The organism is Bradyrhizobium sp. CIAT3101, assembly GCF_029714945.1.
Classification (GTDB): domain Bacteria; phylum Pseudomonadota; class Alphaproteobacteria; order Rhizobiales; family Xanthobacteraceae; genus Bradyrhizobium.
Map to the genome: position 1 here is coordinate 5,673,656 of NZ_CP121634.1, position 26,913 is coordinate 5,700,568.

Genomic DNA, 26,913 nt, shown 5'->3' on the forward strand with positions numbered 1-26,913 from the left:
GGTCTATCCCGGCCACGCATAAGATGTTGCGGCCGAAGACACGACCACAACAAGGCTACTCGCCAGCTCAATTCCGGTCCAGGAAACTCTGCACCTCGCGGAAGAGCACATCGCGTCCGGTCTCGACCTCGACGAAATGCGTCGCGCGCGGAATCTCGATCAGATGGCGCACGGGCGCATTGCGTAGCAGGGCGAACAGCGCCTGCGACTGGCTGAGCGGGGTCAGTTCGTCCCATTCACCGCGAATGATCAGCGTCGGCGCGGAAATCTTGCCGGGATCGTAGATCGCCTTGTTGGCGCTCCAGTACTCGGCACCATCGGCAACGACGCCCGTCGGCGAGCGGAAACGCGGCGGATTATGCGCCTTGGCATCCGGCTGGACCGCGAGAAGGGCAGCCTCCCAGATCTTCTTGGAAGCCGGCGGGAAGATCACCTCGGCCTGCCCGTCCGGCACACCGGTCTGCAGGCGCTTGAGCGCCGCGTCGACCGTCCATTCCTGCCACGCGGCTTCCGGGATCTTGCCGCCGGAAGATGAGAGCCAGGGCGGCGCCAACAGAACCAGGCCGGCGACATGTTGCGGCTGTGCAGCCGCGTAGCTGCCGGCGATCAGCGTTCCCCAGGACCAGCCGATCAGCTGCAATTTCGAGATCTTGCGTTCGGAGAGGATGTGATTGACCGCGGCGCCGAAATCCTCGACCGCCTCCTTGGTCGTCGCAAATGGCTTCGACTGGTCCGTGGGCGGCTTCGAGCCGCCGTAGCCGCGGACATCGACGAGCCAGACGTCGTAACCTTGCGACGCAATGTAATCCGCCCAGGATCCCTGCCCCAAAGCCAGATCGAACACGGTTTCCGACGGTTGGGTCGAACCGTGGACATAAAGGACCGTGCGGGAGGCCTCGAACTTCGTCAGGTCCTTCGGGCGCTTGTTGCGCAGGAAAATCTGAACGCCCGGCGTCGTCGACGTGACATGATAGTCCTGCGAGACCAATTGACGTGGCTGCTTCGCCGACGCCGGCAACCACGCAGCCGAGAGCGATACCAGCAGCGACGACAACAACAGGCGCTTCATGTGAATTTCCTTCAAGATCCGATGACGTTTCATCGGAATTTTTCGGTCAATTATTTGCGCATTTCGGCGCTCGTACTCGTCGTCGTCAATTCCAAATAGTCGCACCAACTGAGAATGATTCAACTCTGGTCCAACCGCATATAGCGAATTCCAGCAATGCTGTTGGTAGCTTCTATCTGAAGGATGAAAACCGTTCATCACGCGTGACGGAAACGCAATTCATTGCACCCGCCCGGTGCACGCTGAAATGAATTTCTTATTTTCCGGGCGAGATTGACTCGACGCCGCCACGGTGACGATCTGCACGCCTCATTGTTGAAGGTGCATCATGACGACGAACATTCGCGCAGGCAGGCTGGGACGACGTGACGTGCTTCGGTTGGGGCTCGGCGCGGGCGTGTTGTCATTGTCGGCGGGACACGGTCGCGCGCAAGCCGCAGCAAAGCCCGAAGTCGTCCGCATCGGCTATCTGACCGCCGCACGGGCTTGGGTGGTCGGCAAGACTGACGGCAGCTTCGACAAGGCGCTCGGCGCCAAGGTCGAGTGGGTGCCCTTCCCTTCAGGCGGCCCCGCCCTGTCGCTGCTCGCTGCCAAGCAGATCGATTTCGCGATCTTCGGCAACACGCCGATCGTGGCCGGGTTGTCGCGCAAGCTGCCCATTCAGATCCTGGGCTCGCCGGAAATCGTCGCCACCAGCGAGCGACTGGTCGCCAAGGCAGGCATCACCACACTCAGGGATCTAGAGGGCAAGCGCATCGCGGTTGCGCCCTCCTCCACGATGGCCTTCGCGCTGGAAGCGCTGATCCGAATCAACAAGCTCGATGCCAGCAAGATCAAGCGCCTGCCGCTGAGCCAGCCCGACACGATCGCCGCCTGGAAGCGCGGCGATATCGACGCGACCTATATCAACGGCCCGTTCTGGGCGGAGCTTCTGGCGGACGGTGGCCAGCAATTGCTGGTCTCCGAACAATTGCAGCCCTCGGGCGTCTTCGTCTGGAACAGCGCCGTGGTGCGGAGCGAATTCGCCGAGCGATATCCAGAGACCGTGGTCACCTGGCTGCAGACCGTTCAGGCGCAGTTCAATCGATACCGGTCCGATCCGGAAGGCATCTCGCGGATTTTGGCGAAGGATTTCGCCGCGCCGTTCGAAGCCGTGCGCGACACGCTGGCCGGGCTGCGTTATCCCACCTTCCAGGATCAGCTTGGTCCGAAATATTGGGGCGATGGGCCGGGTGCCGCAAAGGATGCGCCGCTCATCAAGGCGCTCGGCGATGCCGCCGCATTCCTGGCCGAGACAGGCGAGATCAAGCGCGACGACGTCCCCGCCTCTTTCGTCCCTGCGGTGAACTACGCCTTGCTGCGGCGCGCGTTCCCGTCTTGAACGCCAGTCGTCGTTTTCTGATCGGCCTCGCTGCGGTCGCCGTGGTCACGCTGGCGTGGGAGATCGCCGGACGGACTCATCTGGTCGAACCGCTGTTGCTTCCGCCACCGTCCGAGATCGTGACGACCGCGATCGATCTGGTGCAGGACGGCTATCGTGGGACGCCGCTCTGGCAGCATCTGGCGCTCAGCCTCGCCCGCGCGCTGGGCGCGTTTGCGGTCGCCACGCTGATCGGCGTGCCGCTTGGACTTGCGATGGGAACGGTGCCCGGCTTTGGCGCCGTGCTCGACCCGTTCGTGCAGTTTCTGCGGCCGCTTCCGAAGCTTGCATTGATCCCCCTCGTGATCCTCTGGTTCGGCATTGGCGAGACGTCCAAAGTTCTCCTGATTTTCATCTCGGCTGCGCTGAGCATCATCGTCGGAACGGCGGCCGCGGTCGGCACCGTGCAACGACAGCGGATCCGGGCCGGCCGGGCGCTTGGCGCCCACGGCCTGGCGCTGTTTCGCTACGTGATCCTGCCCCACATCCTGCCCGAACTGTTCGTGACACTGCGCCTGTCCTTCGGGATCGGCTGGACGACGCTGATTGCAGCCGAGATGATCGCCTCCGACGCCGGCATCGGCTGGATGGTCGTCAACGCCGGCGCCTATCTGCGCACGGACGTCGTCATGCTCGGCATCGTCCTGCTCGGCGGCACCGGCTACGCGCTGGATCTCGTGCTGGTCGGACTACAGCGCTGGGTGGCACCCTGGTCGGGGCGCGCCTGAGATGACGAGCCCTCCACTCATTGTCCTTGAGACCATCGAAAAGCGCTTTGACGACCGGCGCGCCCGGCGCACGACCGTTGCACTTGATGGCCTTTCACTGAACGTCGCCGAAGGCGAATTCGTGTGCCTGCTGGGACCCAGCGGTTGCGGCAAATCAACCGTGCTCGACCTGCTGGCGGGTTTCGAGCAACCCACAAGGGGACGCGTGACGATCGCCGGCAAGCCGATCGGACGCCCCTCGCCCGATCGCGGAATCGTATTTCAGGAAGCGACGCTATTCCCATGGCTGTCGGTCATCGACAACATCACCTTCGCATCGCGCCTGGCCGGACGCCCTGCGTCAGAGTACCGGCCGCGCGCGCAAGAGCTGATCGAGATGATGGGGCTGCGCGGCTTCGAGCATCACGCCGTCTATGAACTGTCCGGCGGGATGCGCCAGCGCGTTGCGATCGCCCGTGCCTGGATCTCGCAGCCGCTGCTGCTGTTGATGGACGAGCCGTTCGGCGCGCTGGATGCCCAGACCCGGCTCGCCATGCAGGAACTTCTGCTGGCCGCGCGCGAGCAACGCCGCTCCACCGTCCTGTTCGTCACGCACGACATCGAGGAAGCGCTGTTCCTGTCGGATCGCATCGCCATCATGAGCGGCCGTCCCGGCCGCATCGTCGAGGAGATCGTGGTCCCCTATCCGCGGCCGCGCACCTACCAGGAGATCATCGCGACGCCTTCGTTCGGCGAGTTGAAGCGGTCGATCCTGTCGACGCTGCGCGAGCAGGCCGCACACCCTCAACACGCAACATTGGAAGGCTTGTCACATGGTCACGACCAACGATCGAACCCGCCGTCTCATTGATCGGCGACGCGTCCTGAAAGCGGGGGCCGGCGTGCTCGCGCTGCCGCTCGCCGGCGCGCCCGTGCGCGCGGCCGAGGCACGGCGCGGCGGCACGCTGACGGTCGTCACGCAGGGAGAGCCGCGAACGCTCGTTCCGCTGTTCGACACCAACACAAACACGCGCAATATCAGCACCAAGGTCACCGAGGGCCTGCTGACCTACAGCGCAGACTTCACACCGCGACCGCAGCTGGCAACGGCCTGGAACGTCAGCGCGGACGGGCTCGAATACGCCTTCACCCTGCGCCCGGGCGTCAAATGGCACGATGGTGCGGATTTCACATCCGCCGACGTCCAGTTCTCGCTGCAAGCCCTGCAAAAGGTCGGGCCGCGCGGCCGGATCAGTTTTGCCAATCTCGCTCGCGTCGAAACGCCTGATGCGCTGACAGCCGTGGTGAAGCTGTCGAAGCCGACGCCCTATTTCCTGAAGGCCCTCTCAGCCGCAGAATCCCCGATTCTTCCACGTCACGCCTATCAGGGCGACAATCTCGACAGCAGCGCCAACAACAACGCGCCGATCGGGACCGGACCATTCATCTTCGACGAATGGAAACGCGGCAGCCACATCAGCCTGCGCCGGAACCCGCAATATTGGCGACCCGAGCGGCCCTATCTGGATCGGGTGGTGGTCAAGTTCGTCGCCGATCCAGCCGCGGCCTCCGCAGCGCTCGAAACGGGAGAGGCCGACGCCAGCGGCACCCTCTCTCTGGCTGACGTGAAACGCCTGGCCGACGGCGGAAAGTTCGTCGTTTCCTCCCAGCGGGACGCTTATCTCAACAATGCCGCAGTGCTCGAGTTCAGCCTCGACAACCAGTACCTCGCCCAACGCGCCGTGCGGCACGCCATCGCGCGCACGATCGATCGCGATTTCATCCGGCAGTGGATCTATTACGGCTATGCCAGCCAGATCCGTTCACCGATACCCGAAGTGCTCTCGTCCTATTTCGACCCGACGAGCTTCGACCATCCCTTCAATCTCGACGAGGCGAACCGCCTTCTCGACGAGGCGGGACTGAAGCGCGGCAGCGGCGGCATCCGGTTTGCGCTGAAGCTGACTTTCATCCCGGGCGCGGCCTTCAAGGCGACCGCCGGCTATCTGCGGTCCGCGCTCGGCCGCGCCGGCATCCGCGTCGACATCCTCGATGGCGATCTCGGCACGTTCATCAAGCGGGTCTATTACGACCGCGATTTCGACATCAACCTGAATGGGCTCGGCTTGCTGTTCGATCCGACGGTCGGCGTGCAGCGGATCTACTGGTCCGACGGGATCAAGCACCCGCTGCCCTATGTCAACGCGGCCCACTACAACAATCCGGCGGTCGATGGCCTGTTCCGGCAGGCCAGTATCGAGCCTGACGAGGCGCGGCGGGCCGATCAATTCCGGCAAATCCAGAAGATCGCCAGCGATGATCTGCCCGCTCTGCCCCTGGTGGCGCTGGAGACGGCCCTCGTCAGCAATGCACGCGTACGCGATCTCTACAACAGCGTCGACCTGACCGCCGGGGACTTCTCCGACGCCTGGCTCGACCGCTGATCGGGGCGCCGCGGGGCAGATCTGCACCCGCGGCGCTTCGGATCATTTGACCGATGGAATCCAGGGTGCGGTGGCCGCCTCGCTGGTCCTGAAGGCCGGGACCTTGGCCGCCAGATCCTCGATGGTCTTGATGTTGTTGTCGACAAGATCCGCTCGCGTCACCAGGCGCGGCTGCACCAGCACGGAACGACCCGGATCCTGACCGGCGACGAGCAACGAAACCGCACGCACCGAGACTTCACCGACGACCGACGCGTTGGTGGCCGCCGTCGCCACCCATGGGCTTTTCGGTTCGATGATCGCCTGAATATCCGACGTGGAGATGTCGACACCGTAGATCTTCACCTTGTCGGCAACTCCCAGCTCGTCGATCGCGAGCTTCACCCCGCGCGCGAACTCGTCCCAAGGCGTGAAGATGGCCGTGATCTCCGGATGCGCCCGCAGCACGGCCTTGGTCTGGTCGGCGACCGACGCCGGCACGGAATCGTTCACGACGCCCCAGACCGCGCGTTCCTCCAGACCATGGGTCTTTCCGAACTCCTTCCAGACGGCATAGCGACGATCGAGCGGCGCAAAGCCTGCAACATAGACGACACCGCCCTTGATGCCGTGGCCCTGCTCCTTGATCGCCTGATCGAGCACGAGCCGCGCCATGTCGGCATCGCTCTGCTCGACCTGCGGGATCTTCGGGTTGTCGAGATTGACGTCATAGGCGACGACCTTGATGCCGGCATCGAGCGCCTTTTGGGCGACGTCCTTCAAGGCCTCGGGCTTGCCGTTGTTGATGATGAGGCCATCGACTTTCTGATTGATGGCATCCTCGATCAGCCTTCGCTGCGCATCGGGGTCCTGACGCGCCTCGGAGATGCGCAGGTCGATGTTGAGGGCATCGGCCTGCCGCTTGGTGCCGGCTTCGAAGGCCTGGAGCCAGTCGCCGCCGCCGATGAAGTTGACGACGGCGATCCTCACGCCGCCCTTTTCGAACGGCGCCGGCGCGCCTGGAAGCCCGCCCGCCGATACGGGTGCGGAGAGCACCAGCATCGTAGCGCCGGCGAAGATGGCGAATTTAAACTTGGTCATTCTCGTGTCCTCAACACTCAAGAGTTATTCCAGAATCCAGGTGGCCTTCGCAGCCGACGACGAGCCGAACGACGGAATCTTGGCCGAGAGCTCCTCGACGGTCTTCACACCGCTCTCGGCCAGCGCCTTCTGGGTCAGCAGGACAGGTGACACGGTGATCGCATGGCCGGGATCTGTGCCGGCGACAGCAAGGGCGGCCGCGCGGATCGACACCGCGCCCACCACCGCCGGATTGGTCGCAACCGTCGCCACCCAGGGGCTGTTCGGCTCGGTGATTTCATGGATGTCCGCCGTGGAGACGTCGGCTGAATAGATCTTCACTTTCCCCTGTAGCTCCAATTCGTTCACGGCAAGCTTCACGCCACGCGCAAACTCGTCATAGGGAGCAAAGACGACGGTGATTTCCGGGTGCGCGCGAAGCACCGCCTTGGCCTGATCGGCAACGCCGGCCGCGGTCGTGGCGTTGACGATGCCGAACCGGGCGGCTTCCTTGATGCCGGGATACTTCTTCTTGAACTCTTCCCAGACCTCGTTGCGGCGGTCGAGCGGCGCAAAGCCGGCCACATAGACATAGCCGGCGGCAAAGCTCTCGCCATTCTCCTTCACCGCCTGTTCGAGCGCGAGGCGGGCCAGCTGATGATCGCTCTGCTCGACTTGCGGAATTTTTGCATTGTCGAGATTGACGTCGAAAGCGACGACCTTGACGCCGGCATCGACGGCTTTCTGGGCGACGTCTTTCAGCGATTCCGGCAAACCGTGGTCGATCACGATGGCCTTGACGCCCAGGGTGATGGCCTGCTCGATCTGCGAACGCTGTTCCGCGGCATCCTGCTTACCCGGGAAGACGCGCAGGTCGATGCCGAGCTTCTTGGCCTGGGCCTGCACGCCCGACTGGTAGGCCTCGAAGAAGTCGCCGCTGGAGATATAGCTGACGAGCGCTACCTTGACGGCGCCCTTGTCGAACGGCGGCGGTGCCCCGGCGATACCTTCGGCGACGGCGGGAGCGATAGCGATCACAGCCGTAAAGACAGCAGCAGGCAGGAACGTGCGCAAATTCATGGTGGATTCCCCGGTTCTTCTGGTGAGTGAAGGATTCAACGCCTCCGGCGCGCGGAGCCGTAGGTGAGAGCAAGGGCACCGACCAGCACGACGCCCTTGACGAAGTCCTGCGTGTAATAGGGTACGTTCAGCATGGTCAGGCCATTCAGAAGAACGCCGACGAAGATCGCACCCACGACCGTCCCCAACACGTTGGGGCGGCGAGCATTGAGCACCGCATAGCCGATCAAGGACGCCGCCACGGCGTCGAGCAGAAGCGATGCGCCCGAAGACACGTCGCCGCGACCGACGCGGGCCGCGACGATGACACCGCCGAGGGCTGCAAGGTTGGCAGACAGGCCGTAGGCCAACACTTTCAGCCGGCCCGTGGACGCGCCGGCAAGATGGGCGGCCAGTTCATTGCCGCCGACCGCGAAGATCAATCGGCCGAACCTCGTCCGCTCGGTAAAGATTCCGGCGACGATCGCGACCAGCAGCATGATCAGCACCGGAAGCGGCACCACATCGAACAGGCGTGTCCGACCAAGGCTCAGAAACGCAGGATCGAACACACCGTTCGCAGCTTTCCCATCCGGCAAGATCAGGCCCGTGGCGATGGAGCGTCCCGCCGTGGGGATGAGCTGAAGCCCGGTGAGGAGAAAGTTCACCGCGAGCGTCGCGAGCAGGTCAGGGACGTTCAGCCGCACGATCAGGAATGCATTGACGAGGCCGACGCCAAGGCCGAGCGCGAGCACGAACAGCACCGTCTCCGCCGCGCCGAAGTGCCAGACCACCATGGCGTAGCTCGCCGTCATGACGCTCGATGCGGCGACGGCGCCAACCGACAGGTCGAAGCCGCCGACCGCAATCGAGATCGTCACGCCGACCCCGATGATCGCCACCACCGACACGGCCTGCAGCACGCTCATGACATTCGGCAGCGTCAGGAACGCCGCCTCGCGCAACGAGAAGACAACGATCAGGCCAGCAAGGAGCGCGAACACGGCCCAGCGCCGCACGCGTTCGAAGAAAGATTGAGTGACCGGACGTGCGGGCGTTGCGGCAAGTGGTTCTGTGGTCGCGGTCATGAATCAGGATCCTGCTGATACCGCGACGGTGTCGCCTGCGGCATGAAGTCCGGTTTCGTCGAGAAGGAGAACCCGGTCCGCGACCTCAAAGGCCTCCTCCGCGTCGGATGTCGCGATGAGCGTGGCGACGCCCTGCTGCGCGCGAATGGCCGCGATAATGTCGGCGCGCGCGCCGACATCCACGCCCTGGAACGGCTCATCAAGCAGGAGCAGCCGCGTGGGCTCGGCCTGCCAGCGCGCGAGAACCACCTTCTGCTGATTACCGCCGGATAGCGTGTCCAGGCGAGCGAACGGACCGGAGGTGCGAATGCCGAGGCGCGACACGGCGCGGTCTGCCTCCTGCCGCTCCCGGTTGCCAAGCAAGAGTCCTAACGGAAACCAGCGACGAAGATGCGGCTGGGCGATCGTGGCAGCCACTGTTCCTCCGGGCCAATCCGAGGGCACAAACGAGGTTCGCTTGCGGTCTTCACCGGCCAGGAAGACGCCACTGGCGATCGCATCGCGCGGTGAAGCCGGACGGAACAACTCGCCGTCCAGCTCGATGTCACCCGAATGCGCGGTCTGGCTGCCGAACAGGATGTTCAACAACCGGCTCTTGCCGGATCCGAGCGGACCGATCAGCGCGACAACCTCCCCTTCGCGAATTTCGAGATCGAGCGGACGACCATCGGCGAAGAAGCGTAGCTTGCGGATATGCAGCCTTGGTGCGCCACCGGGCCGTGACGGCGGCCTGACACTCGCCACGGGCCGGCCGATCATTGCTTCGAGGGCAACCGAATAGTTGATCGGGCGCGACTGGGTTGCAACCACACGGCCGCCGCGCAGAACGACCACGCGCGTCGCGAGCCGCGCCAGATCACCCGTGCGATGCGAGATGTAGATGATCGCAAGGCCGCGCGCGGCCAGATCTTCCAGAATCGAGAAGAGCCGATCGGCCTCCGACGCCGACAGGCTCGCGGTCGGCTCGTCCAGGATGAGGAGCTTCGGATCGGCCGAGAGCGCGCGCGCGATCGCAACCAGCTGCCGCTCAGCCGGTCCGATATCGCCGAAATCCGCGTCGAGCGGCAGATCGAAGCCCGCTCGACGGGCGATGATTGCGGCCTCGGTCCGAACCGATTTCCGTGAGACAAGCAGTCCGGCGCGGCCGTTGGCGAAGCGATCAAGCAAAAGCGCATCGGCAACGGTGAGCCCGGGAACGCCGGCCCGGTCGGTGGCTTGATGGATGGCAACGACGCCTCCGGCGATCGCATCTCTTGGCGAATCCGGCCGAAAAAGCGCATCGTCGAGCATCACCTCGCCGGCATCAGCGTGCAGAGCGCCAGCAAGGATATTGACCAGCGTCGATTTTCCTGCGCCGTTCGCGCCCATTAGCCCGACGATCTCGCCGGCGCCGACCGTGAGCGCGACGTCCTCGAGCGCCACGGTCGGACCAAAGCGCTTCGACAAGCCGCGGACCTCCAGCCCCTTGCCGAGAGCGATGTGCGCCGTCCACGTATTCGATTGCACCAGCTGACATTCCCGCAAGGCCTACGATGATGATCGTATCGGCAAACCTGGCGGAATGGTTTTCAAACTAGGAGCGTTGAAGGAAACATCTGCATCGAAATGCGTCGCATCTCGGCAATGACAATTTCCATCCACACAAGGTGGCGCCTCGCGGTAAGCGTAAGGACCCGCGAGCGATCAGCGATCAATACTTGCGTTCACGAAATCGGCGATCTCCTGCAATGCGTCGGTCGCATCGGGAAAGAGTCCCAGGAAGGCGTGCCAGACGTGAGGAAGCTCCGGCCACGTGCTCAGATTGACCCTGACGCCGGCATCCGCGAGCAGCCCGGCGAATTTCCGGCTGTCATAGGCGAGTGTCTCGATCGCACTCACCTGCAGCAGGGTGGGTGGAAAACCGGCAAGCAACGCGCGCGATGCACGAACCGGCGAGACGCGATAATCCGATGGATCTCCGTCCGGCCCGAGATAAGCGACGGTGGCGGCAGCCAGAGATTCCGCCGTCGCAACCTGGTCGTCTATTCCGGCCCTGTCCGCGGGCGACTGGTTATCGAGGGTGCCGGCGATCAACACCAGGCGGTCGGGCACGCGCGCGCCCCCGGCCACCAATTCAAGGCAGGTTGCCGCCGCCAGATTTCCGCCGGCGGAATCGCCGACCAGGCTGAGATGCACCTGCGCTTCGTGTCCGCCCTGGCGGTGCGGATCAGGTCCATGGCGCGAAGCCCAGCGGAAAGCGGTGACGCAATCGTCCAGGCCCGCGGGAAAGCGATGCTCGGGAGCCAAACGATAATCAACCATCAGAACGGCGGCGCGTGAGAGCATGGCCAGCGTGCCTGCGAGGGCTCGATAGTCGCGAGGACAACCACCAATCCAGCCGCCGCCGTGGATGTAGACCAGGCGATGCGCGGGATCGGCATTGGGCGCAAGGACCCACTCCGCCGGCACCCCATCGGCGTCGACCGGCACAACCTCGATGCCTTCGAGATTTGGTGGCGCACCAACGTCACCATAACGCGGCATAAGGGCCCTGATGACGGCAACGAATTGCAGAAGCGGATCGGAAATTCCGGCAAGATCGGCCGATGCAGCCAGCCCCGCGAGATGCGCGAAGGCCTGCTCGAGTTCCGGCGAACGTTGACGCTGCGGGGTAATGTGGTCCATCGGATGCTCCATGGCTGCCAAGTCACTTCTAAGCGTAGCCAGTCGCCCGAGGTCGCGCGCTGACCGAAACATGCAGATTGGGGGGACAAAAGCGATCAGAGACGCGAGCGCAGCCGATTGATCTCGCTCCGAGCGAATTGCGACCCTTCCCGTTTGCCCCTAGGATCAGCGCCTCGGCTCGACAGTTGCGAGGCTTCATGCATCAGCGCATGCCGTTCGACTGGATTACGCGGCACGTCAGCGGCGTGGTTCGCCAGGGCCTGCCGTTCGAGCAGATGATGACGGCTTCGCTGATCGACCTGCGCTACGGGGACAACCGCGACGTGGTCGGCCCCGCGCAATATCTGTTGCTGTGCCTGAACACCGCGCTCGGGATCAGCGATGCGGCCCATGGCTTGACGCGCAGCCGCATCGACCCCGCCTACACCGCGCTCGGGCTGAGAGTGGCCCTTGGCTGCGCAACGCTGGAAGACGCGATCCTGTCGGTCGGGCGACTCTATAGAACAGCATCCAGCGCCGTCCAGATCGAGCTTAAAACCACGAGTGACTTGGCGATTCTGAATGTTCGCGCTGACTCGGTGCGGGACGCGGACGCCGTGCTGCTCGAGGACATCTACCTCAGCTGGGTATTCATGCATTGCATGTACTTTCTTGGAACGGCAATGCCCGTCCTGGATGTGACGACCCGCGATGCCTTTCACTTCGATCTTGGCCGTCGTCACTTCGCCGTCGGCGCCCCCGTGCGCCACGGCGCCGTCACCGGGATGCGGTTTGCGCGCGCCCTGCTCGGCAAGCGCGGCGTCGGCCGAGCCGGGGCCAACCCGCATTGGGAGTGCTTTCGATTATGGCTCGACTTTGTCGAGTGCGGAGACGTCTGGTCCAATGGCCGGGGAGATTTGCGCAATGGCCACCGTCCGCGGCTGAAAGATCTTGCTGAAAATGCCGGCGTCAGCCTGTCCACATTGCGGCGACGCTTGGCTATCGACGGCGGATTTCGTCATGCGCGCGAGCGCACTCTCGCTGCGTCTGCGGTTCGCCGACTGCGAGATACCGACGACAGCGTCGAGGCCATTGCAGCAGAGTTCGGCTATTCCGACGCCAGGAGCCTCCGCCGATTCCTGAAGGCCGCAACTGGCGCAACGCCAAGCCAAATTCGCACCGAGAACACCTCCCCACGAGGCGATGATGACGCCGTTCGCAAGCGGTTGCAGACGCTCGGCGCCATGATGGGGGCCTGACCAAAGGGCACCCGGCATGATGGCGCGTGCAGATGACTTTACTCGGCAGCCCCTTGACGCGCGCGGGGCCGGACGGCCCCGGCCGCGTGCCGGTCAGGCAGCCGATCTCCCTGACCGAACAGCTTGTGGCGCAGCGCGCCGTCCGCATAAGCGGTCTTGTAGAGACCGCGGTTCTGGAGTTCGGGGACCACGATGTCGATGAAGTCCTCATAGCTCTCGGGCACGACGATGCGGCTGAGATTGAAGCCGTCAATATCGGTTTCCACAATCCAGTCCTGAAGCTCGTCGGCGATCGCCGATCCATCGCCCGTGATCGCGGCATAGCGTCCGCCGAGGGCAAGCTCCTTCAATAGATCACGTTTTGTCAGCCCCCTTTGCGCCGCGGCGGCGGTCGCCGACTGGATCGAGTTGCCGGACGCGTAGGAAATGGCTTCATCGAGGCCGTAGCGGGCGAAATCAATGCCGGTCGAGGCAGAGAAATGCGCCAGTCCCGCCTCCGGACTGGCATAGCGCAGATATTCGTCGCGCTTCTCCTCGGCCTCGGCCGTAGTCCGGCCCGGAACCACGGCAATCCCGACGAACACCTTGATGTCTTCCGGCCGGCGCCCGGCACGGCTGGCTTCCGCCCTGATCGCGCGCACCGCACTGCGCGCCGTCGCCTTGTCACGAGCAGAGATGAAGACACATTCAGCGTGCCGGCCCGCGAAACTGCGACCCCGCGGTGAGGTGCCGGCCTGGTAGAGCACCGGCGTACGCTGCACCGAAGGCTCCGCAAGGTGATAGCCCTCGACGTCGAAAAACTCGCCATGATGCGAAATGGGCCTGATCTTGGCAGGATCGGCGAAGACGCGCGCAGCCCGATCGCGGCGGACGGCATCGTCGTCCCAGCTTCCCTCCCAGAGCTTGTAGAGCACGTCGAGGTATTCTTCGGCATAGTCATAGCGGCGGTCGTGCTCGGGAAGATGCCCGTCCCCCTTGCCGCGATGCGCGCTCTCCAGATAGCCGGTGACGATGTTCCAGCCGATGCGCCCTCGCGTCAGATGATCGAGGGTCGAGAAGCGCCGCGCCAGCGTATAGGGCGCTTCGTTGTGCACGTTCACGGTAATGCCGAATCCCAGATTGGACGTCACCGCTGCCATCGCGGAGACAAGCAGGATCGGATCGTTCACCGGAAGCTGAACGGACTCGCGCGCCGTCACATCGATCCCGCGACCGTAGATATCATAGACCCCGATGATGTCGGCGATGAAGATCCCGTCGAAAAGCCCGCGTTCGAGCAACTTCGCCTGATCCGTCCAATAGGCCAGCGTGTTGTAATCGGACGAGCGGTCTCGCGGATGCGTCCAGGCTCCGTGGTTGATATGGCCGACGCAATTCATGTTGAAGGCGTTGAGCAATATCTGTTTCTTCGCAACCATCACGACTCTCTTCGTTCAAAAAACTCCAGCCGCCGGGATGGCGGCGCCGCCCCCGGGACAGACACCATCGCGCAGTGTTCCACGGCGGCTTCGGACATCTGCGGCGCCCGCAATTGCAGCGGATCGCTTTCTCCGCGCCCTGGGGCGATCGAAACGCCCGGCCGTTCAAGCGCCTGAGATCATCGAGCTCCGATTGAAAGCGATAGCGCCTGGGTCATGGCTTGCTCCTGCTCCGCGCGAAAGCGGATGAATGGCACCATCATCTTGGTTGGACCGTAATATTAGCCCAGCGTTGAAGATGCGTCAGGGCAGCGATCCACTAAAGACTCCAGGTCGACGCATCCGATCGTCCAAAAATGAAACGCACCAAGAAATCTGCTTCTCTTGCGGACAATTCGCGCTTGGCGCGGCGTCGAAGCGGTTTATCGCCCGCAGCGAGTTCGGCACGACCGGAACGAGCGGCTGAGGCGATGTCCTGGGGCTTCGATTGACGGAAGATGTTCGAGGACTTTCGAGCATCGACCGCCCTCCTTCCCCCCTCAATCTCTCACGTTGCGTGGATAGGTCTGCTTGGCGGCATCGGCCACCGACAGATCGATATCAAGGAAGATGATCGGGCTATCCTCGCTGGTGCGCGCTAAGATGTCGCCATCGGGGGCGACGATCCAGCTTCCACCGGCGAGATCGCCCCCGCGGCGGTTGGCTGTGACGACGAATGCGCCAGCTGCAATAGCGGCCATCCTCGTCGCGACCTCCCAACGGGAATGCCCGCCGGTTGCCCGCGGCGCCGCAATCAACTGCACACCGGCCTGTCCAAGTCGCCGTGCTGCCCCGCTCACCATAATTTCGGTGCACACCAGTTCGGCATAACACAGCTCATCATCTCGTTTTGAATGGACGCTCTGCGGACCCCGATCGAACCAGGTTGCCTCCCATCCCCCTTCTTGCTCCGGGAGCCATGCTTTGGGCCGGCCGCGTTGCAGCCCGATGTCCGGCTTCCAGAGAAAGGTCTCATTCCAGCGCCGTCCGTCGACCTCGACTGCGCGCGTACCCAGAATCCGCTTAGCACCAAGGCGCCTCAATTCATCGGAGATGCCCGCGTGAACGGTAACGGCCTCTCGCCAGACGATGTCATCGAATGTCGGGCTTGCCCAGAAGCTGTCGACGCCGGCGAGTTCGGGAAGCACGAGAAGATCCGCCGGCTGAGCGGAAAGCTCATCTTGAAGGCGCTGCCAGGCAGCCTTTGCCGCATCGGCTCGATCGGGAAACTCGCACGTCGCAATTCGGAAGCCCATCGTTATCTCCACGTTGCACCGATCTTGCGACAAAGACGGCGACTTTGACCAGTGCTCGGAACGCCGAACTTTCTGAAGACTGCGCCACACTGCCAACCACCCCCGCCCATGCGGCACTCCATGTGCCCGACAAGCGCTGGTCCTTGCTATCGCCTGCTAGTGAGTCCGATTACGCTCGCCCGCATTGTGCGAATATCGCACATTTGCGCGTTAATTTGACATCGGATATCTCTTCGCTTACTGAAGACTCACTCCGCAGTCTTTCCGTCCAAGGTCAGTCTCCTCATGCCTACTGAGTTATCGACGGAAATCCTGGTCATCGGCGGCGGTCTCGGCGGAGTAAGCGCTGCACTCGCCGCGGTTCGACTGGGCCGGAAGGTTGTACTCCTCGAGGAACTCGATTGGCTCGGGGGCCAGCTCACCTCGCAAGGGGTGCCACTCGATGAAGCGCCCTGGGCCGAGTACCTGATCAACTCGCAAAGCTTTGCCGCACTACGCGCCGGCATTCGGAAACACTATCAAGACTATTATCCGCTGACCCCGCGTGCCCGCGTCGACCCTCTGCTCAATCCTGGCATGGGCAATGTCGGCACGCTCTGCTGCGAACCGGCCGTCGCAGCGAAGGTTCTCGATGCCCTGCTCGCGCCGTTCGTATCGACGGGAGCGCTCATGATACTACGCCGGCACCGGTTGACGGGATGCGCCACCCACGCCGATAAGATCGCCGCGGTGAACGTCACGAATCTCGAGAACGGCAAGCAGATCGTTATTTCCGCAGCCGTGGTCATCGATGCCACGGAAACCGGCGATGTGCTCGCAATGGCAGATGTCGAGCACGTGCTCGGCGCGGAGTCGCAGTCCGAGACCAATGAGCTGCACGCGATCACTGGCCCTGCTGATGCCCTCGACCAACAAGCGCTCACGTGGGGCTTTGCCGTCGACTACCTTCCTGAGGAAGATCATACGATCGACAAGCCAAAGGGCTACGACACATTCCGCGACTTGAAGCTGGATTTCTGGCCTGGCGCTCAATTCGGTTGGACGGTCAGCAACCACGTCACGCATGAGCCGCTAGAGCGTCGGCTTTTCGCCGGCGATACAGACGATGAGTATGTGTTTGATCTTTGGCACGCGCGCCGAATTCTCTCACGCCGCAATTTTCTGCCTGGAGCTTTCGCGAGCGACATCACGATCGCAAACTGGCCGCAGATCGATTACTGGCTGAAGCCTGCCGTTGGCGTCAGCCTTCGAGAGGCCGATGCCGCGCTCGACGAGGCACGGCGGTTCTCTCTGTCCTTCCTTTACTGGATGCAAACGGAGGCACCTCGTCACGACGGCGGCGCCGGCTATCGCGGCTTGCGGCTACGGGGCGATGTCCTCGGGACCAGGGACGGACTAGCGAAGCAGGCCTATTTCCGGGAAGGCCGGCGCATCCGCGCCGAATTCACAATCCTGGAACAGCATATCGGCGTCGAAGCGCGTTCAGGCCAGCAAGCTGCAGAGAACTTCCCTGACAGTGTAGGGGTGGGCGCCTATCGGATCGATCTGCACCCCAGCACGACAGGTCGGCGCGACACCGTCGACATCGACACGTATCCCTTCGAAATTCCGCTCGGCGCGCTGCTGCCCGTACGCGTCGACAATCTCCTTCCGGCCTGCAAGAATCTCGGCACCACACGCATCACCAACGGCGCATACCGTGTCCATCCCGTTGAATGGAGCATTGGCGAGGCAAGTGGCGCGCTCGCGGCCTACTCGCTCCAGCACAGGGTCCCGCCGCGCGCCATTCGCCAAAATCCTACGCGATTGTACGACTTCCAATCGACTTTGGACCGGCTGGGCGTGTTGCGCCGGTGGCCGACATTCGATGCTCTCCGGCCAGGAAGCCGCCGCGGGTACCGGCCACCGGCTCAATAGGGGGACTAACGATGGAGCGCAGGACTTTCATGACCGCCACCGCAGTGTTAGCAGCGAGTTCTGCGATCTCGCCTGTGGCGGGCCAACCACGCCCACAACACACATTCGTCCTGGTACACGGTGCCTGGCATGGCGGATGGTGCTGGCGGGATCTCGCCAGCGAATTGCGAAATCAGGGGCACCGGGTGACTACGCCGACCCTGACCGGTCTTGGCGAGCGAACGCACCTCCTCTCATCTTCGGTGGATCTCGAGACACACATCAGCGATATCGTCAGTCATATCGATTCAGAGGAGCTAAACGACGTCATTCTGGTTGGTCACAGTTACGGGGGATTTCCCGTTCGCGCCGCGGCCGCGCTACGAGCCGACAAGATCGCTCACGTCGTCTATCTCGATGCCTTTGTCCCGCTTGATGGAGAAATGGTCGCGAGCTACGTCCCCGCCGATCGCCTCGCCACGTGGAAGGATGCCTTGGCCAACAATCCGGTCAGTACGCTTCCGCCGCTAACACCAGATGCATTCGGCATTACAGCGCCCGAACAACGCGCGTGGGTTGAACGCCACCTAACACCCCATCCCTTGCGTACATATCTGCAACCGCTCGCGACCGCCGCTGAGGGCGACAATCACACATCGCAGCACTACATTGCCTGCATGTCGCCGAAACTCGACGTCTTTGACAGCACGCGCGAACGAATTTCTCAGGATAAGAACTTTAGTTTCACTAAGCTCAACGCCGGACACGATGTCATGGTCAGCGAACCAGCCCTGCTGGCGCGTACACTATTATCTTATCTTGGCTGATGTCACGGCAGGATACCCGACATCGACTGCGCGCAGGATCTGAGCGCCGGCAGCAGCTCCTGGTTGATCCGCTTTGCAGCAACGCGGTGAGCCTGCGAATTGACATTCAGCGACGCCACCATCCTGCCGTTAGGATTTCTGATGGGGACCGAGAGCCCGAACAGATTGAGCTCAAGCTCTTCATTGTTGACGGCATAACCGGAACGACGCGCCTCCTCGATCAGCTTGAGGATCTGCTTGCGGTCAGTAACCGTCTTCGGCGTTCGTGCTTCAATCCTGGTCTTTTGAATGAGCGCGCTCAACTCCTGATCGGTTTTGGCCGTCAACAATATGCGGCCGGAGGACGACGAGAACGCCGGCAGTTTCAGACCGGTTTTGAGGACATATGCGATGCCGGCATTCGGCGGCTCAGCGCGAGCAATGAAGATGACCTCCGTTCCACTCAGGACAGACACCGAGGCCGCCTCGCCCACCGTCTTCGAAAGCCGGTCGAGATAGGGTTGAAGTGCGCTATCCAGGCCGAGCGACGCAAGATAGGTGTAGCCGAGCCGCAAGACGCTGCTGGTCAATTCGAAGCGCTTGTTCTCTACGACCGCAAAGCCGAGTTCGACGAGGGTGTGCAACAACCGCCGGGCGACAGCGCGGTCCAGGTCCGTTGCGGCAGCGACTTCGGCGATGTTCATGCTGCGGCGATCGGGTCCGAACGCCTCGATCACGGCAAGCCCACGGGCAAGTCCCGACACGAATTTCTGACCGTCGCGTTCGACCTCGGGAATATTCTTTGCCATGCTCGTTTTCAGGGATCTAAATTCAGTGGGCATGCAGACGTAATCCCCTTATCTCACCAACCGAAACCCGTTTGCAACCACCGGCGGAACCCTTGGGGGCCAAATCATGTTCGACCAGTTTCAGAGGCACGATATTGAAACCGGCGAGGCGCGGATCGCCTGCTTCGTTGGAGGTGACGGGCCGCCGCTGCTGTTGCTGCATGGCTATCCCCAGACCCATATTGCCTGGCATCGCATAGCCCCGATTCTTGCCCAGAATTACACGGTCGTCGCGACCGATCTTCGTGGGTATGGCGAAAGCCGTGGTCCGCAACGGGGACCGTCGTCGGACTATTCGAAGCGCGCCATGGCGCGCGACCAGGTTGCGGTCATGGACCAGCTTGGCTTCAGCCGCTTCGGTGTCATCGGGCACGATCGGGGGGCTCGGGTCGGCTATCGACTGGTACTCGATCATCCTGGACGCGTGAATGCGCTCGTATCGCTGACGGTCATCCCCTCCAGTGAGGTTTGGTCTCGCGTCGACAAGGCATTCGCGCTCGGCGCCTATCATTGGTTTCTGTTCGCCCAACCGTATGACTTGCCCGAACGACTTCTGTCCGCCGACCCCGATCACTTCCTCGATGTGACGCTGCGGAAGATGGCGAAGGACCATGATGCATTGTCCGAAGCTGCAGTCCACGCCTATCGCGACGCCTTCCGCCTTCCTGAGGTCCGTCACGCGATGATGCAGGACTATCGCGCGGCAGCGACCGTAGACCACGATCATGATCTCGCTGACCGCGAAGCCGGCCGCCGCCTCGATTGTCCGGTGCTCGTCCTCTGGGAAGAAGGACGCTTCGAAGGAAAGACGACTCCCCTCCAGATCTGGCGCGACTGGACCGAACGGGTCGAAGGCCACGCTATTCCGGGGGGCCACATGCAAGCCGAAGAACAGCCCGCCGCGGTGCTTGAGGCGGTGGTTCCCTTTTTGGCCCGCCACAGCCGCCCCCCATCTGCGTGAGGCGCTCATCACCCCAGCCGGTCCGGCTCGGCAATATCGACCTGATGTGTCTCGGGACCGACCGCCACCGCTATGAAGGCCAGTACCGTGAAGACCATGAGAAAGCACGCGACCGACCAATAGGCACCCGTGGCGGCAAGGAGCGCTGTCGCGATTAGAGGGGTCAGGCCGGCCAACGGATCGGAGATCGTGCGCGCCAATGTGACCCCGGTGCTGCGCGTTCGCACATCGAATAGCTCGGCAAGATACGCTCCAGAGGTAGCCAGGATTATTTTCACGCCGACACCGTATTGCAGCATGAGCGCGACATAGATCAGCCAGGCCTCCTTGGTATTGACCAACCAAAAGAACGGGAAGGCAAAGGCCGTCATGAAGATAAGACCGACGAGGTAAACGGGCTTACGTCCGAACCGGTCGCACAGAAGTCCACTGAGCGGAATCACGGCGAGCCCGGTCAGATTTGCGAGCATCACCCCCGTTAGACCGATGCTCGGCGGCAATTTAAGCGTAACGGTGCAGTAGGAGATGGCAAACACATTGAAGAGCTGACCTCCCACCGCGTCAGCCGAACGCGCCGCTGCGGCAATCAGAAGCCTCCGCCACTGCCGCTGAATCACGTCCGAAAGCGGCGCCTGGTGGATCAGGTTGCGTTGCTTCAGCTTCTCAAAAGCAGGACTCTCCTGAACTTGCGCGCGCATGAACATGCCGACAAGTGCCAGCGCAAAACCGATCAGGAATGGAACTCTCCAGCCCCATTGCAGGAACTGCTCGCGCGGCATCGCCGAAAGCGCGGCGAACATCGCTGTCCCAATGAGGATACCGAGCGAGACGCCCAGCGCAGGAAGGCTTGCGAGGAGACCTCTCTCCCGAGGCCCCGAGAATTCGGCAACCATCGTGATAGCGCCGCCGTATTCGGCACCCGCGCCAATGCTCTGTATCAGGCGCAGCAGGACGAGAAGGATCGGGGCCAACAGCCCGATCTCGGCATAGGTCGGCAACAGACCGATCAGGCCGGTGGCGAGTCCCATCATGACCAGACTCAGCACGAGTACTTTCTTGCGTCCGATCGTATCGCCGAAGCGGCTCAGGATCACACCGCCGACAGGCTTGAGGAAGAAGCCGATTCCGTAGGCCGCGAAAGCAGCGAGGGTTGCACTGGTCGGATCCAGATTGGGAAAGAATAGCGTTCCGAATACGACCGTCGCGGCAGTTCCGTAGATATAGAAATCGTACCATTCGAGCACGGTGCCGACAAAACTCGATACGACGACTTTGCGTCGCTCGCTGGCCGATCCAGTAACTGCATCGGACGGCATTGCATCGATTGACATTGGACGTTTCTCTCGTTGATGTTTTGTGTCGAGGTTTTGCACTTAGCGCAAGGGCGACCAGTCGGTCGGTCGCAAGATTAGTGCGCGATGGCCGGATTCCTGATCGCGCGCTTGCCGTTGCCAAGCATGGAAGGCGGAAAACTCAGTCGGCTGTTCTTGCAGACGGACCAGAGTGCGCATGTCGGGAAACGCCCATAGGAGCATGACTTCGGTGCCGTGGCGAAAGGCAGTTTCATAGCCACCCAGCAGAGAGAAGCCGCAAGTGGCGTCGATTTCCTCCCACGCTCGCGAGAGCAAGTCGAGATAAGTCTCCGCTCCACCACTCCGCAGGTCGACGATCTGTTGGAGAACCACCGGTGCGCGGCGATCGGCGGTCAGCAATTGCTGCCGCCCTGGCGTAAAGGAAGTACCGGCCAGGATCCGATCAAACCCACCGGATCGCTCACCGTACCAGCGCTCGAGCGGACCATGGAAAAGCTCCCTGTACTTTTCGAAGTGATCCGCAAACCCACCCCAACCTCCCGGCATCTCCCAGAAGGTCACAATCCGCGGCCAATCGCCGTTGAGAAAGATCGGCACCCACGCCGCTATGCTTTCGGCTCCGGCGGATCCTTCCGCGTTTCCAATCGTCGAGACGATTTCCCCGAGCTCTGACAGATAGCGCGTGTGTGCGCCGGGTGCGCGCACGGGATCGAGCGTCTCATGAAAAAACAGACCGGACATTTCGCTCCTCAATCTTTTTGTGCGCTATTCGCACATTTGTGCGTATATTGTTTACAGCTATGGCGCGGCCTGTCAATCTCCGCGCAGTCATTCAACTTGATCCATCGCCTCATGCGCATCGTTTCTCTCGCCCATCTGACTCTGCCGGGCGCATCCCCTCTCCAACTGATCGATCACGCGGCACAAGCCGGGTTCGATCACATCGGCATGCGGATTGTCGCGCCGACTACCGATAGCCGCATGGCACTGCCGCTCGGTGACCGGTCGCTTCGTACATCTATCTTGCGCCGCCTTGCGGAGACGGGGATCAAGGTCCTGGATATCGAAGCATGGTGGCTGTCGGCGGAGTTCAACGCGACCGGCATCGAGCCCGCATTCGGCTTCGGGGCAGAGATGGGTGCGCGCTACGCAATCGTCTCCGGAAACGACCCGGTCCGAAACCGCTTCCTCGATCATCTTGATGTCGTTTGTCAGATTGGAGCCCGTGTCGGAGTCCAAATCCTGTTGGAATTCATTCCCTATAGCCAGGTCTGCACGATCTGGGATGCTGCTGATTGTCTTGCCAGCATCAACCGACCAAACATTGGCATCCTTGTCGACGCCCTGCATCTGAGCCGTTCCGGTGGCTCGGTGGCGGATGTCGTCGCGAACCTGCATCGGCTCCGATTTCTTCACCTGTGCGACGCGCCAAAGCTCCCCCCGCAGACCATCGAGGCTATGCGCCACGAAGCGCGCGGCAATCGGCTCTATCCCGGTGAAGGAGAGCTTGATCTGCGCGAACTCATCGCGGTTACACCGGCCGACGTGCCGATCGCGATTGAAGCGCCGCATGCGGGTTTCACCGACCAATCGCCCGTCGACAAGGCGCGCAGAGCTCGCGTGGCAACTCTCGATCTCATCACTGATGTGGAGCGAACGCGACGGAGTGAAGAGGAGAAAACTCGTTGATCCCGCAATATAGCGGCGCGACCCGCATCATTCTGATCCTGGGCGATCCCATCGCGCAGGTGAAGGCACCTGCCGGCCTGACGCAAGAGTTTGACAAACGCCAGATCGATGCGGTCGTTATGCCGCTACAAGTGCGGCCCGCCGACATCACTCGCGTGCTGGCTGCCGTCAATGCCATGGCTAACGTCGACGGCATCATCGCGACAGTCCCGCATAAGTTTGCCCTGGCCGAGCATTGCTCCGACCTGACCGATCGCGCGGCCTTCCTCGGCGTCGCCAATGTAGCGCGCCGGAACGCTGGAGGCGGCTGGTCTGGCGACATGCTCGATGGCGAGGCGTTCGTCGACGCGATCGTCTCCGCCGGCTGTATCATTGGCGGCGAGTCCGGATTGCTTGTTGGCGCAGGGGGTGCCGGCAGTGCGATTGGACTATCACTGCTTGATCGTGGTCTCGGCCGGCTTGCTATCTTCGATATCGACACCAAACGCCGCACAACGTTGATGAACAAGCTCGCGGCCGCGCATGCCAGCAAAGTTATTGTCGGCACGGATGATCCACGAGGATTTTCCCTCGTCGTCAATGCCACGCCTCTTGGCATGTCTCCTGGCGACCCACTGCCCCTTGACACTTCAGGGCTCGCGCCAGCGATGTTCGTGGGAGACGTGATCACCAAGCCCGAGATCACTCCGCTGCTCCGACAGGCCAGCGATATCGGCTGCCGCACGCAAACCGGCGTTGGAATGTTCGAGAGTTCTGTGGGCCTGATGACGGACTTTTTTACACCCTCGATCGGGGGTGCCCGCTGATGTCAGAGCTCTACGTCCTCATCACCACTTTGATCCTCACCACATGAACAGGGAGGGCGCGATGCCCAAGTTGAGCAGGAAAGCGTTGGCCACGGAAGTGGGATCTGTTTTCCTTTGGGGCCTATCCGCCCTCACCGCCGCCACCGCTGCGGATACCGAGCACAGTATCGCAGATATGTCCGGACGCGCTATTGTGACCCATGTGGCCGCCGGCCGGCTCGACCCGTGCCGCGTGGCCGAGAGCCTATTGTCTGCCATCGGCAACGATGGCCACAATGCCTTCATCAGTACGCGCCGAGCCGACGACCTCGACGTCTGTAAGGACCCCCACCGACTGCAAGATCTCCGAGCAAGAGCCCTCGCGGGCTTGCCGATTGCCGTGAAGGACAATGTGCTGGTCGGCGGCCAGCGCGCGACCTTCGGAACGTCCGCGACCAGGAATTACGTCCCCACCGAGACTGCCGACACGGTTCAGCGCCTGATCGACCAAGGCGCGGTCATTTTGGGCAAGCTCAACCTCCACGAACTCGCAGGCGGCGTAACGAGCAACAATGCGGTGTTCGGCCCCGTCCGAAATGCCTACGATCCGAAGTGCTTTGCTGGCGGATCAAGCGGCGGCGCCGGAGCCGCCGTCGGCGCGCGGTTGGTCCCCATCGCCTTGGGCACGGATACAGGAGGCTCTGTTCTTATCCCGGCGGCGCTCAACGGCGTGATCGGATTTCGCCCGACCGTGGGTCGATATCCGATGGCAGGCGTTCTTCCGGTCTCGCCGACGCGTGACACCATCGGCCCGATCGCGAGGACAGTCGAAGACATCATCCTGGTGGATTCCGTCATGGCTTCGACCAATGCCGCCGTGAGTCCATCGAACCTGAGCGGCTTAAGAATCGGCGTTCCGCGCAAATTGTTCGTGGACGTTGCCGACGCCGACAGCAGAGCACTCTTCGAGAACACGTTGCAGAGGCTCAGAGAGGCTGGAGCCGAAGTGGTGGAGATCGATCTCCCCGGTCTCGTGCAAGCCGAGAAGGGCTTTGGCCCCATAACGCCGTACGAATTAAAGACCGAGGTGCCAAAATTTCTGGCCCGCTATCACGTCGGCATTTCGTTTGACGAGCTCGTAGCTGGTATTCGCAGCCCAGATCTGATCAAGGACTACCAGACGCGCATTGTCGGCCCGGCGAGCCCAAGCGATGCGGCCTACATGGAGGCAGTTCAAACGTTCAAGCCTGCCGTCCAAGGTGCATTCCAAAAGGCGTTTGCCGAGCACCGGCTCTTCGCACTCGCATTTCCCACAACCCTGACTGACGCACGTCCCATCGAGGGATCCGACGACCAGATCACCATGGACGGCGCACCAATTCCAACCTGGAAGGCGTACATTGACAACACCAACTACCTCACCAAGGGATTACTCGCGGCAATGACCCTTCCCATGGGGTTGTCGTCCCGTGGACTGCCTCTCGGCGTCACCTTTGCAGTGTTGCCTCGCCACGACGAAGAGCTGTTGTCCCTTGGGCTGTCGGTCCAGCAACTCTTGCCGACCCTGCCTGCCCCGCCCAAAGCTGCAGATCGACCGCGATAACGTCAGGTTCGCACTCATCAACGTTCGTTAGCCAATGAAGCCGTCGAAATTCAAGCGGGTCTCTCATGATCGACACACCATACGCCGACAAATTGGAAGTCAGGGAGCTCATCGAGAACTGGGCGATATGGCGCGATTCCGGCGACTGGCAGCGCTTCGCCACGGTTTGGCATGACGATGGCTGGATGTCAGCGACATGGTTCCAAGGATCAGCGACCGAATTTATCCGGATGAGCCAAGAGGGTTGGAATCGGGGCGTCCGCATCTTGCACTTCCTCGGAGGGAGCAACATCGAGGTCGTCGGCGCCCGCGCCATCGCTCAAACCAAAATGACAATTTCGCAGCGCGCATGCGTCAACGAGTCATTGTGCGACGTCGTGTGCACAGGTCGCTTTTTCGATTTTCTCGAGAAGAGAGATGGTAGATGGGGAATGGTTCGGCGCCAACCCATCTACGAGAAGGATCGCATCGATCCGATCGTACCTGGCGCGAACCTTCACATGGATCTGGCCCGATTGGCGGCTTTGCCCGAGGGCTATAGGCACTTGGCCTACCTTCAGCAGGAGGTTGGTTATGACGTGAAATTGGACATGCCGGGTCTCGTTGGTCCAGAGGTCGAGGCTCTCTATGAGAGAGGACGCCAATGGCTTTACGGAACTGATAAACTACGGTCCGTTCCCGACTGAGGATCAGCGGACGCAAACACGTTTCGCAATGTCTCCGCAGCGTCGTGCTTTCGTGTTCACGGAAACAATGAACGCCGGGAGCTACGGCCGCATTCAGCGTGCTCGAGGCCTCTTCAACACTGCGATCGTAGCCCTCATCACCGACGCTGATCCGCCAGCTATCCAGCTACCTCCACCCTTAGATTTCAGGGCGCGCGTGCACAAACCGTAGCCTCGTCCCGCCGAGCTGATGCGGCCTGTTCACGCTTGCTTAGATCAGATCTTTCTGGATCTCCCGGTGCACACGCCATGCACACGCCGCCCTCTAACCACCTGAAAAACTTGAACTCTCGCTCCAATCCATCATCGGGGCTGTAGAAAACTTCCAGCGTAAGCCATTCATATTGCTAAGCTATTCTAGTCGCGATCAGTCCTGCATGTTATTGGACCGACTGAGAAATTCGGTTCGACCACGTTTCCGGAACGTGGTCCTTCTAGGCTCATCTGGGCCTAAATTGGAAGCGGAATTCGCGAGTTCGGATTCTCGGTGCACACGTCGCGCACACGACAAGCCGTGTGCACGCGCGGATCGCAAGATTGGCGTCGGAAATACAATGATATCTAAAGCTGCATCAGACTGGCGTTATACTCAGTTTGCTGATTGAGTATAAATTGGGCGAGCATGGCCGAGTTACCGCGCCCATGGAGGAAGCGCTTCATCGCCCCTAGCGCTTGCGACAGTGAGCAGGACGTCGACCAGGGCTCGCCCCGTCTATCCGTATGGATTTCGAACTCCTCCGAGACCCAATCAATTCGGCTTCGCAAGGGTTCGATTTCAGAAAGCTGCGCGCGACCGGTCCGTCCACAGATCGGGCACCGCAAGTGC

At 62.0% G+C, this 26,913-nt stretch carries 23 protein-coding genes; 12 read left to right on the forward strand and 11 right to left on the reverse strand.

Annotation, left to right across the window (positions count from 1 at the left end):
• Window positions 1-67: 67 nt before the first annotated feature.
• Complete coding sequence (locus QA645_RS27000; RefSeq protein ID WP_283044557.1) at window positions 68-1,069, reverse strand: alpha/beta hydrolase; 1,002 nt, start codon at window positions 1,067-1,069, stop codon at window positions 68-70.
• 328 nt (window positions 1,070-1,397) lie between these two features.
• Here QA645_RS27000 and QA645_RS27005 point away from each other — a divergent pair, with 328 nt between their 5' ends.
• Genes QA645_RS27005 through QA645_RS27020 form a run of 4 tightly spaced genes read left to right on the forward strand, consistent with a single transcriptional unit; the run spans window position 1,398 to window position 5,640 of the window.
• A complete protein-coding gene (locus tag QA645_RS27005) occupies window positions 1,398-2,450 on the forward strand; it encodes a glycine betaine ABC transporter substrate-binding protein (RefSeq protein ID WP_283044558.1) in 1,053 nt (350 codons plus the stop codon).
• On the forward strand, window positions 2,447-3,217 hold the full coding sequence (locus tag QA645_RS27010; RefSeq protein ID WP_283044559.1) for an ABC transporter permease: 771 nt from the start codon (window positions 2,447-2,449) through the stop codon (window positions 3,215-3,217). The genes QA645_RS27005 and QA645_RS27010 overlap by 4 nt, the downstream gene beginning before the upstream one ends.
• A gap of 1 nt (window position 3,218) precedes the next feature.
• Complete coding sequence (locus QA645_RS27015; RefSeq protein WP_283044560.1) at window positions 3,219-4,067, forward strand: ABC transporter ATP-binding protein; 849 nt, start codon at window positions 3,219-3,221, stop codon at window positions 4,065-4,067.
• The gene (locus QA645_RS27020) at window positions 4,030-5,640 is read left to right on the forward strand and encodes an ABC transporter substrate-binding protein (protein ID WP_283044561.1); all 1,611 of its coding nucleotides are present in this window, start codon (window positions 4,030-4,032) and stop codon (window positions 5,638-5,640) included. Before QA645_RS27015 ends, QA645_RS27020 begins: the two co-directional genes overlap by 38 nt.
• Window positions 5,641-5,682: 42 nt before the next feature.
• Here QA645_RS27020 and QA645_RS27025 read toward each other — a convergent pair whose 3' ends face one another.
• From QA645_RS27025 to QA645_RS27045, 5 genes are all read right to left on the reverse strand, one after another.
• A complete protein-coding gene (locus tag QA645_RS27025) occupies window positions 5,683-6,681 on the reverse strand; it encodes a substrate-binding domain-containing protein (protein ID WP_283053348.1) in 999 nt (332 codons plus the stop codon).
• 63 nt (window positions 6,682-6,744) lie between these two features.
• Window positions 6,745-7,779 (reverse strand): substrate-binding domain-containing protein, encoded by a 1,035-nt coding sequence (locus QA645_RS27030; protein ID WP_283044562.1) that lies wholly within the window; start codon window positions 7,777-7,779, stop codon window positions 6,745-6,747.
• A gap of 35 nt (window positions 7,780-7,814) precedes the next feature.
• Window positions 7,815-8,846 carry an ABC transporter permease gene (locus tag QA645_RS27035; protein WP_283044563.1) on the reverse strand — a complete coding sequence of 344 codons (1,032 nt, stop codon included), beginning with the start codon at window positions 8,844-8,846 and terminating at the stop codon, window positions 7,815-7,817.
• Window positions 8,847-8,849: 3 nt separating this feature from the next.
• Window positions 8,850-10,268 carry a sugar ABC transporter ATP-binding protein gene (locus QA645_RS27040; protein ID WP_283044564.1) on the reverse strand — a complete coding sequence of 473 codons (1,419 nt, stop codon included), beginning with the start codon at window positions 10,266-10,268 and terminating at the stop codon, window positions 8,850-8,852.
• Window positions 10,269-10,529: 261 nt separating this feature from the next.
• Window positions 10,530-11,522, reverse strand: a complete 993-nt coding sequence (locus tag QA645_RS27045) for an alpha/beta hydrolase (protein WP_283044565.1) — start codon at window positions 11,520-11,522, stop codon at window positions 10,530-10,532.
• A gap of 185 nt (window positions 11,523-11,707) precedes the next feature.
• Between QA645_RS27045 and QA645_RS27050 the strand changes: the two genes are divergently transcribed.
• Window positions 11,708-12,748 carry a helix-turn-helix domain-containing protein gene (locus tag QA645_RS27050; protein WP_283044566.1) on the forward strand — a complete coding sequence of 347 codons (1,041 nt, stop codon included), beginning with the start codon at window positions 11,708-11,710 and terminating at the stop codon, window positions 12,746-12,748.
• Between the two features lie 38 nt (window positions 12,749-12,786).
• Here QA645_RS27050 and QA645_RS27055 read toward each other — a convergent pair whose 3' ends face one another.
• Window positions 12,787-14,166: an LLM class flavin-dependent oxidoreductase gene (locus QA645_RS27055; RefSeq protein ID WP_283044567.1), complete on the reverse strand. Its 1,380-nt coding sequence runs from the start codon at window positions 14,164-14,166 to the stop codon at window positions 12,787-12,789.
• 539 nt (window positions 14,167-14,705) lie between these two features.
• The gene (locus QA645_RS27060; protein WP_283044568.1) at window positions 14,706-15,461 is read right to left on the reverse strand and encodes a carbon-nitrogen hydrolase family protein; all 756 of its coding nucleotides are present in this window, start codon (window positions 15,459-15,461) and stop codon (window positions 14,706-14,708) included.
• 285 nt (window positions 15,462-15,746) lie between these two features.
• On the opposite strand from QA645_RS27060, the gene QA645_RS27065 reads away from it, so the two are divergent.
• Together QA645_RS27065 and QA645_RS27070 are read left to right on the forward strand one after the other, a co-directional pair.
• Entirely contained in the window at window positions 15,747-17,378 is a 1,632-nt protein-coding gene (locus QA645_RS27065) for an FAD-dependent oxidoreductase (RefSeq protein ID WP_283044569.1), read from the forward strand.
• A 29-nt stretch (window positions 17,379-17,407) separates the two neighbouring features.
• A complete protein-coding gene (locus QA645_RS27070) occupies window positions 17,408-18,184 on the forward strand; it encodes an alpha/beta hydrolase family protein (RefSeq protein WP_283044570.1) in 777 nt (258 codons plus the stop codon).
• Window positions 18,185-18,186: 2 nt separating this feature from the next.
• Here QA645_RS27070 and QA645_RS27075 read toward each other — a convergent pair whose 3' ends face one another.
• The gene (locus QA645_RS27075; protein ID WP_283044571.1) at window positions 18,187-18,900 is read right to left on the reverse strand and encodes an IclR family transcriptional regulator C-terminal domain-containing protein; all 714 of its coding nucleotides are present in this window, start codon (window positions 18,898-18,900) and stop codon (window positions 18,187-18,189) included.
• Between the two features lie 178 nt (window positions 18,901-19,078).
• Between QA645_RS27075 and QA645_RS27080 the strand changes: the two genes are divergently transcribed.
• On the forward strand, window positions 19,079-19,972 hold the full coding sequence (locus tag QA645_RS27080) for an alpha/beta hydrolase (protein ID WP_283044572.1): 894 nt from the start codon (window positions 19,079-19,081) through the stop codon (window positions 19,970-19,972).
• Window positions 19,973-19,980: 8 nt separating this feature from the next.
• Here QA645_RS27080 and QA645_RS27085 read toward each other — a convergent pair whose 3' ends face one another.
• On the reverse strand, window positions 19,981-21,303 hold the full coding sequence (locus QA645_RS27085; protein ID WP_283044573.1) for an MFS transporter: 1,323 nt from the start codon (window positions 21,301-21,303) through the stop codon (window positions 19,981-19,983).
• 42 nt (window positions 21,304-21,345) lie between these two features.
• On the reverse strand, window positions 21,346-22,026 hold the full coding sequence (locus QA645_RS27090; RefSeq protein ID WP_283044574.1) for a hypothetical protein: 681 nt from the start codon (window positions 22,024-22,026) through the stop codon (window positions 21,346-21,348).
• On the opposite strand from QA645_RS27090, the gene QA645_RS27095 reads away from it, so the two are divergent.
• From QA645_RS27095 to QA645_RS27110, 4 genes are all read left to right on the forward strand, one after another.
• The gene (locus tag QA645_RS27095; protein WP_283044575.1) at window positions 22,006-22,974 is read left to right on the forward strand and encodes a TIM barrel protein; all 969 of its coding nucleotides are present in this window, start codon (window positions 22,006-22,008) and stop codon (window positions 22,972-22,974) included. The genes QA645_RS27090 and QA645_RS27095 overlap by 21 nt on opposite strands.
• Window positions 22,971-23,780, forward strand: a complete 810-nt coding sequence (locus tag QA645_RS27100; RefSeq protein WP_283044576.1) for a shikimate dehydrogenase — start codon at window positions 22,971-22,973, stop codon at window positions 23,778-23,780. The genes QA645_RS27095 and QA645_RS27100 overlap by 4 nt, the downstream gene beginning before the upstream one ends.
• A 61-nt stretch (window positions 23,781-23,841) precedes the next feature.
• Complete coding sequence (locus tag QA645_RS27105) at window positions 23,842-25,362, forward strand: amidase family protein (RefSeq protein ID WP_283044577.1); 1,521 nt, start codon at window positions 23,842-23,844, stop codon at window positions 25,360-25,362.
• Window positions 25,363-25,427: 65 nt separating this feature from the next.
• Window positions 25,428-26,048 carry a nuclear transport factor 2 family protein gene (locus QA645_RS27110; protein ID WP_283044578.1) on the forward strand — a complete coding sequence of 207 codons (621 nt, stop codon included), beginning with the start codon at window positions 25,428-25,430 and terminating at the stop codon, window positions 26,046-26,048.
• Window positions 26,049-26,913 lie beyond the last annotated feature (865 nt).

Coding starts and splice junctions, on each gene's coding strand:
- QA645_RS27050 (WP_283044566.1), top strand. CDS start 11,708: ATGCATCAGCGCATGCCGTTCGACTGGATTACGCGGCACGTCAGCGGC.
- QA645_RS27015 (WP_283044560.1), top strand. CDS start 3,219: ATGACGAGCCCTCCACTCATTGTCCTTGAGACCATCGAAAAGCGCTTT.
- QA645_RS27090 (WP_283044574.1), bottom strand. CDS start 22,026: ATGTCCGGTCTGTTTTTTCATGAGACGCTCGATCCCGTGCGCGCACCC.
- QA645_RS27020 (WP_283044561.1), top strand. CDS start 4,030: ATGGTCACGACCAACGATCGAACCCGCCGTCTCATTGATCGGCGACGC.
- QA645_RS27085 (WP_283044573.1), bottom strand. CDS start 21,303: ATGTCAATCGATGCAATGCCGTCCGATGCAGTTACTGGATCGGCCAGC.
- QA645_RS27065 (WP_283044569.1), top strand. CDS start 15,747: ATGCCTACTGAGTTATCGACGGAAATCCTGGTCATCGGCGGCGGTCTC.
- QA645_RS27000 (WP_283044557.1), bottom strand. CDS start 1,069: ATGAAGCGCCTGTTGTTGTCGTCGCTGCTGGTATCGCTCTCGGCTGCG.
- QA645_RS27025 (WP_283053348.1), bottom strand. CDS start 6,681: ATGCTGGTGCTCTCCGCACCCGTATCGGCGGGCGGGCTTCCAGGCGCG.
- QA645_RS27005 (WP_283044558.1), top strand. CDS start 1,398: ATGACGACGAACATTCGCGCAGGCAGGCTGGGACGACGTGACGTGCTT.
- QA645_RS27060 (WP_283044568.1), bottom strand. CDS start 15,461: ATGGGCTTCCGAATTGCGACGTGCGAGTTTCCCGATCGAGCCGATGCG.
- QA645_RS27110 (WP_283044578.1), top strand. CDS start 25,428: ATGATCGACACACCATACGCCGACAAATTGGAAGTCAGGGAGCTCATC.
- QA645_RS27035 (WP_283044563.1), bottom strand. CDS start 8,846: ATGACCGCGACCACAGAACCACTTGCCGCAACGCCCGCACGTCCGGTC.
- QA645_RS27095 (WP_283044575.1), top strand. CDS start 22,006: ATGAAAAAACAGACCGGACATTTCGCTCCTCAATCTTTTTGTGCGCTA.
- QA645_RS27080 (WP_283044572.1), top strand. CDS start 19,079: ATGTTCGACCAGTTTCAGAGGCACGATATTGAAACCGGCGAGGCGCGG.
- QA645_RS27070 (WP_283044570.1), top strand. CDS start 17,408: ATGACCGCCACCGCAGTGTTAGCAGCGAGTTCTGCGATCTCGCCTGTG.
- QA645_RS27030 (WP_283044562.1), bottom strand. CDS start 7,779: ATGAATTTGCGCACGTTCCTGCCTGCTGCTGTCTTTACGGCTGTGATC.
- QA645_RS27045 (WP_283044565.1), bottom strand. CDS start 11,522: ATGGAGCATCCGATGGACCACATTACCCCGCAGCGTCAACGTTCGCCG.
- QA645_RS27105 (WP_283044577.1), top strand. CDS start 23,842: ATGCCCAAGTTGAGCAGGAAAGCGTTGGCCACGGAAGTGGGATCTGTT.
- QA645_RS27055 (WP_283044567.1), bottom strand. CDS start 14,166: ATGGTTGCGAAGAAACAGATATTGCTCAACGCCTTCAACATGAATTGC.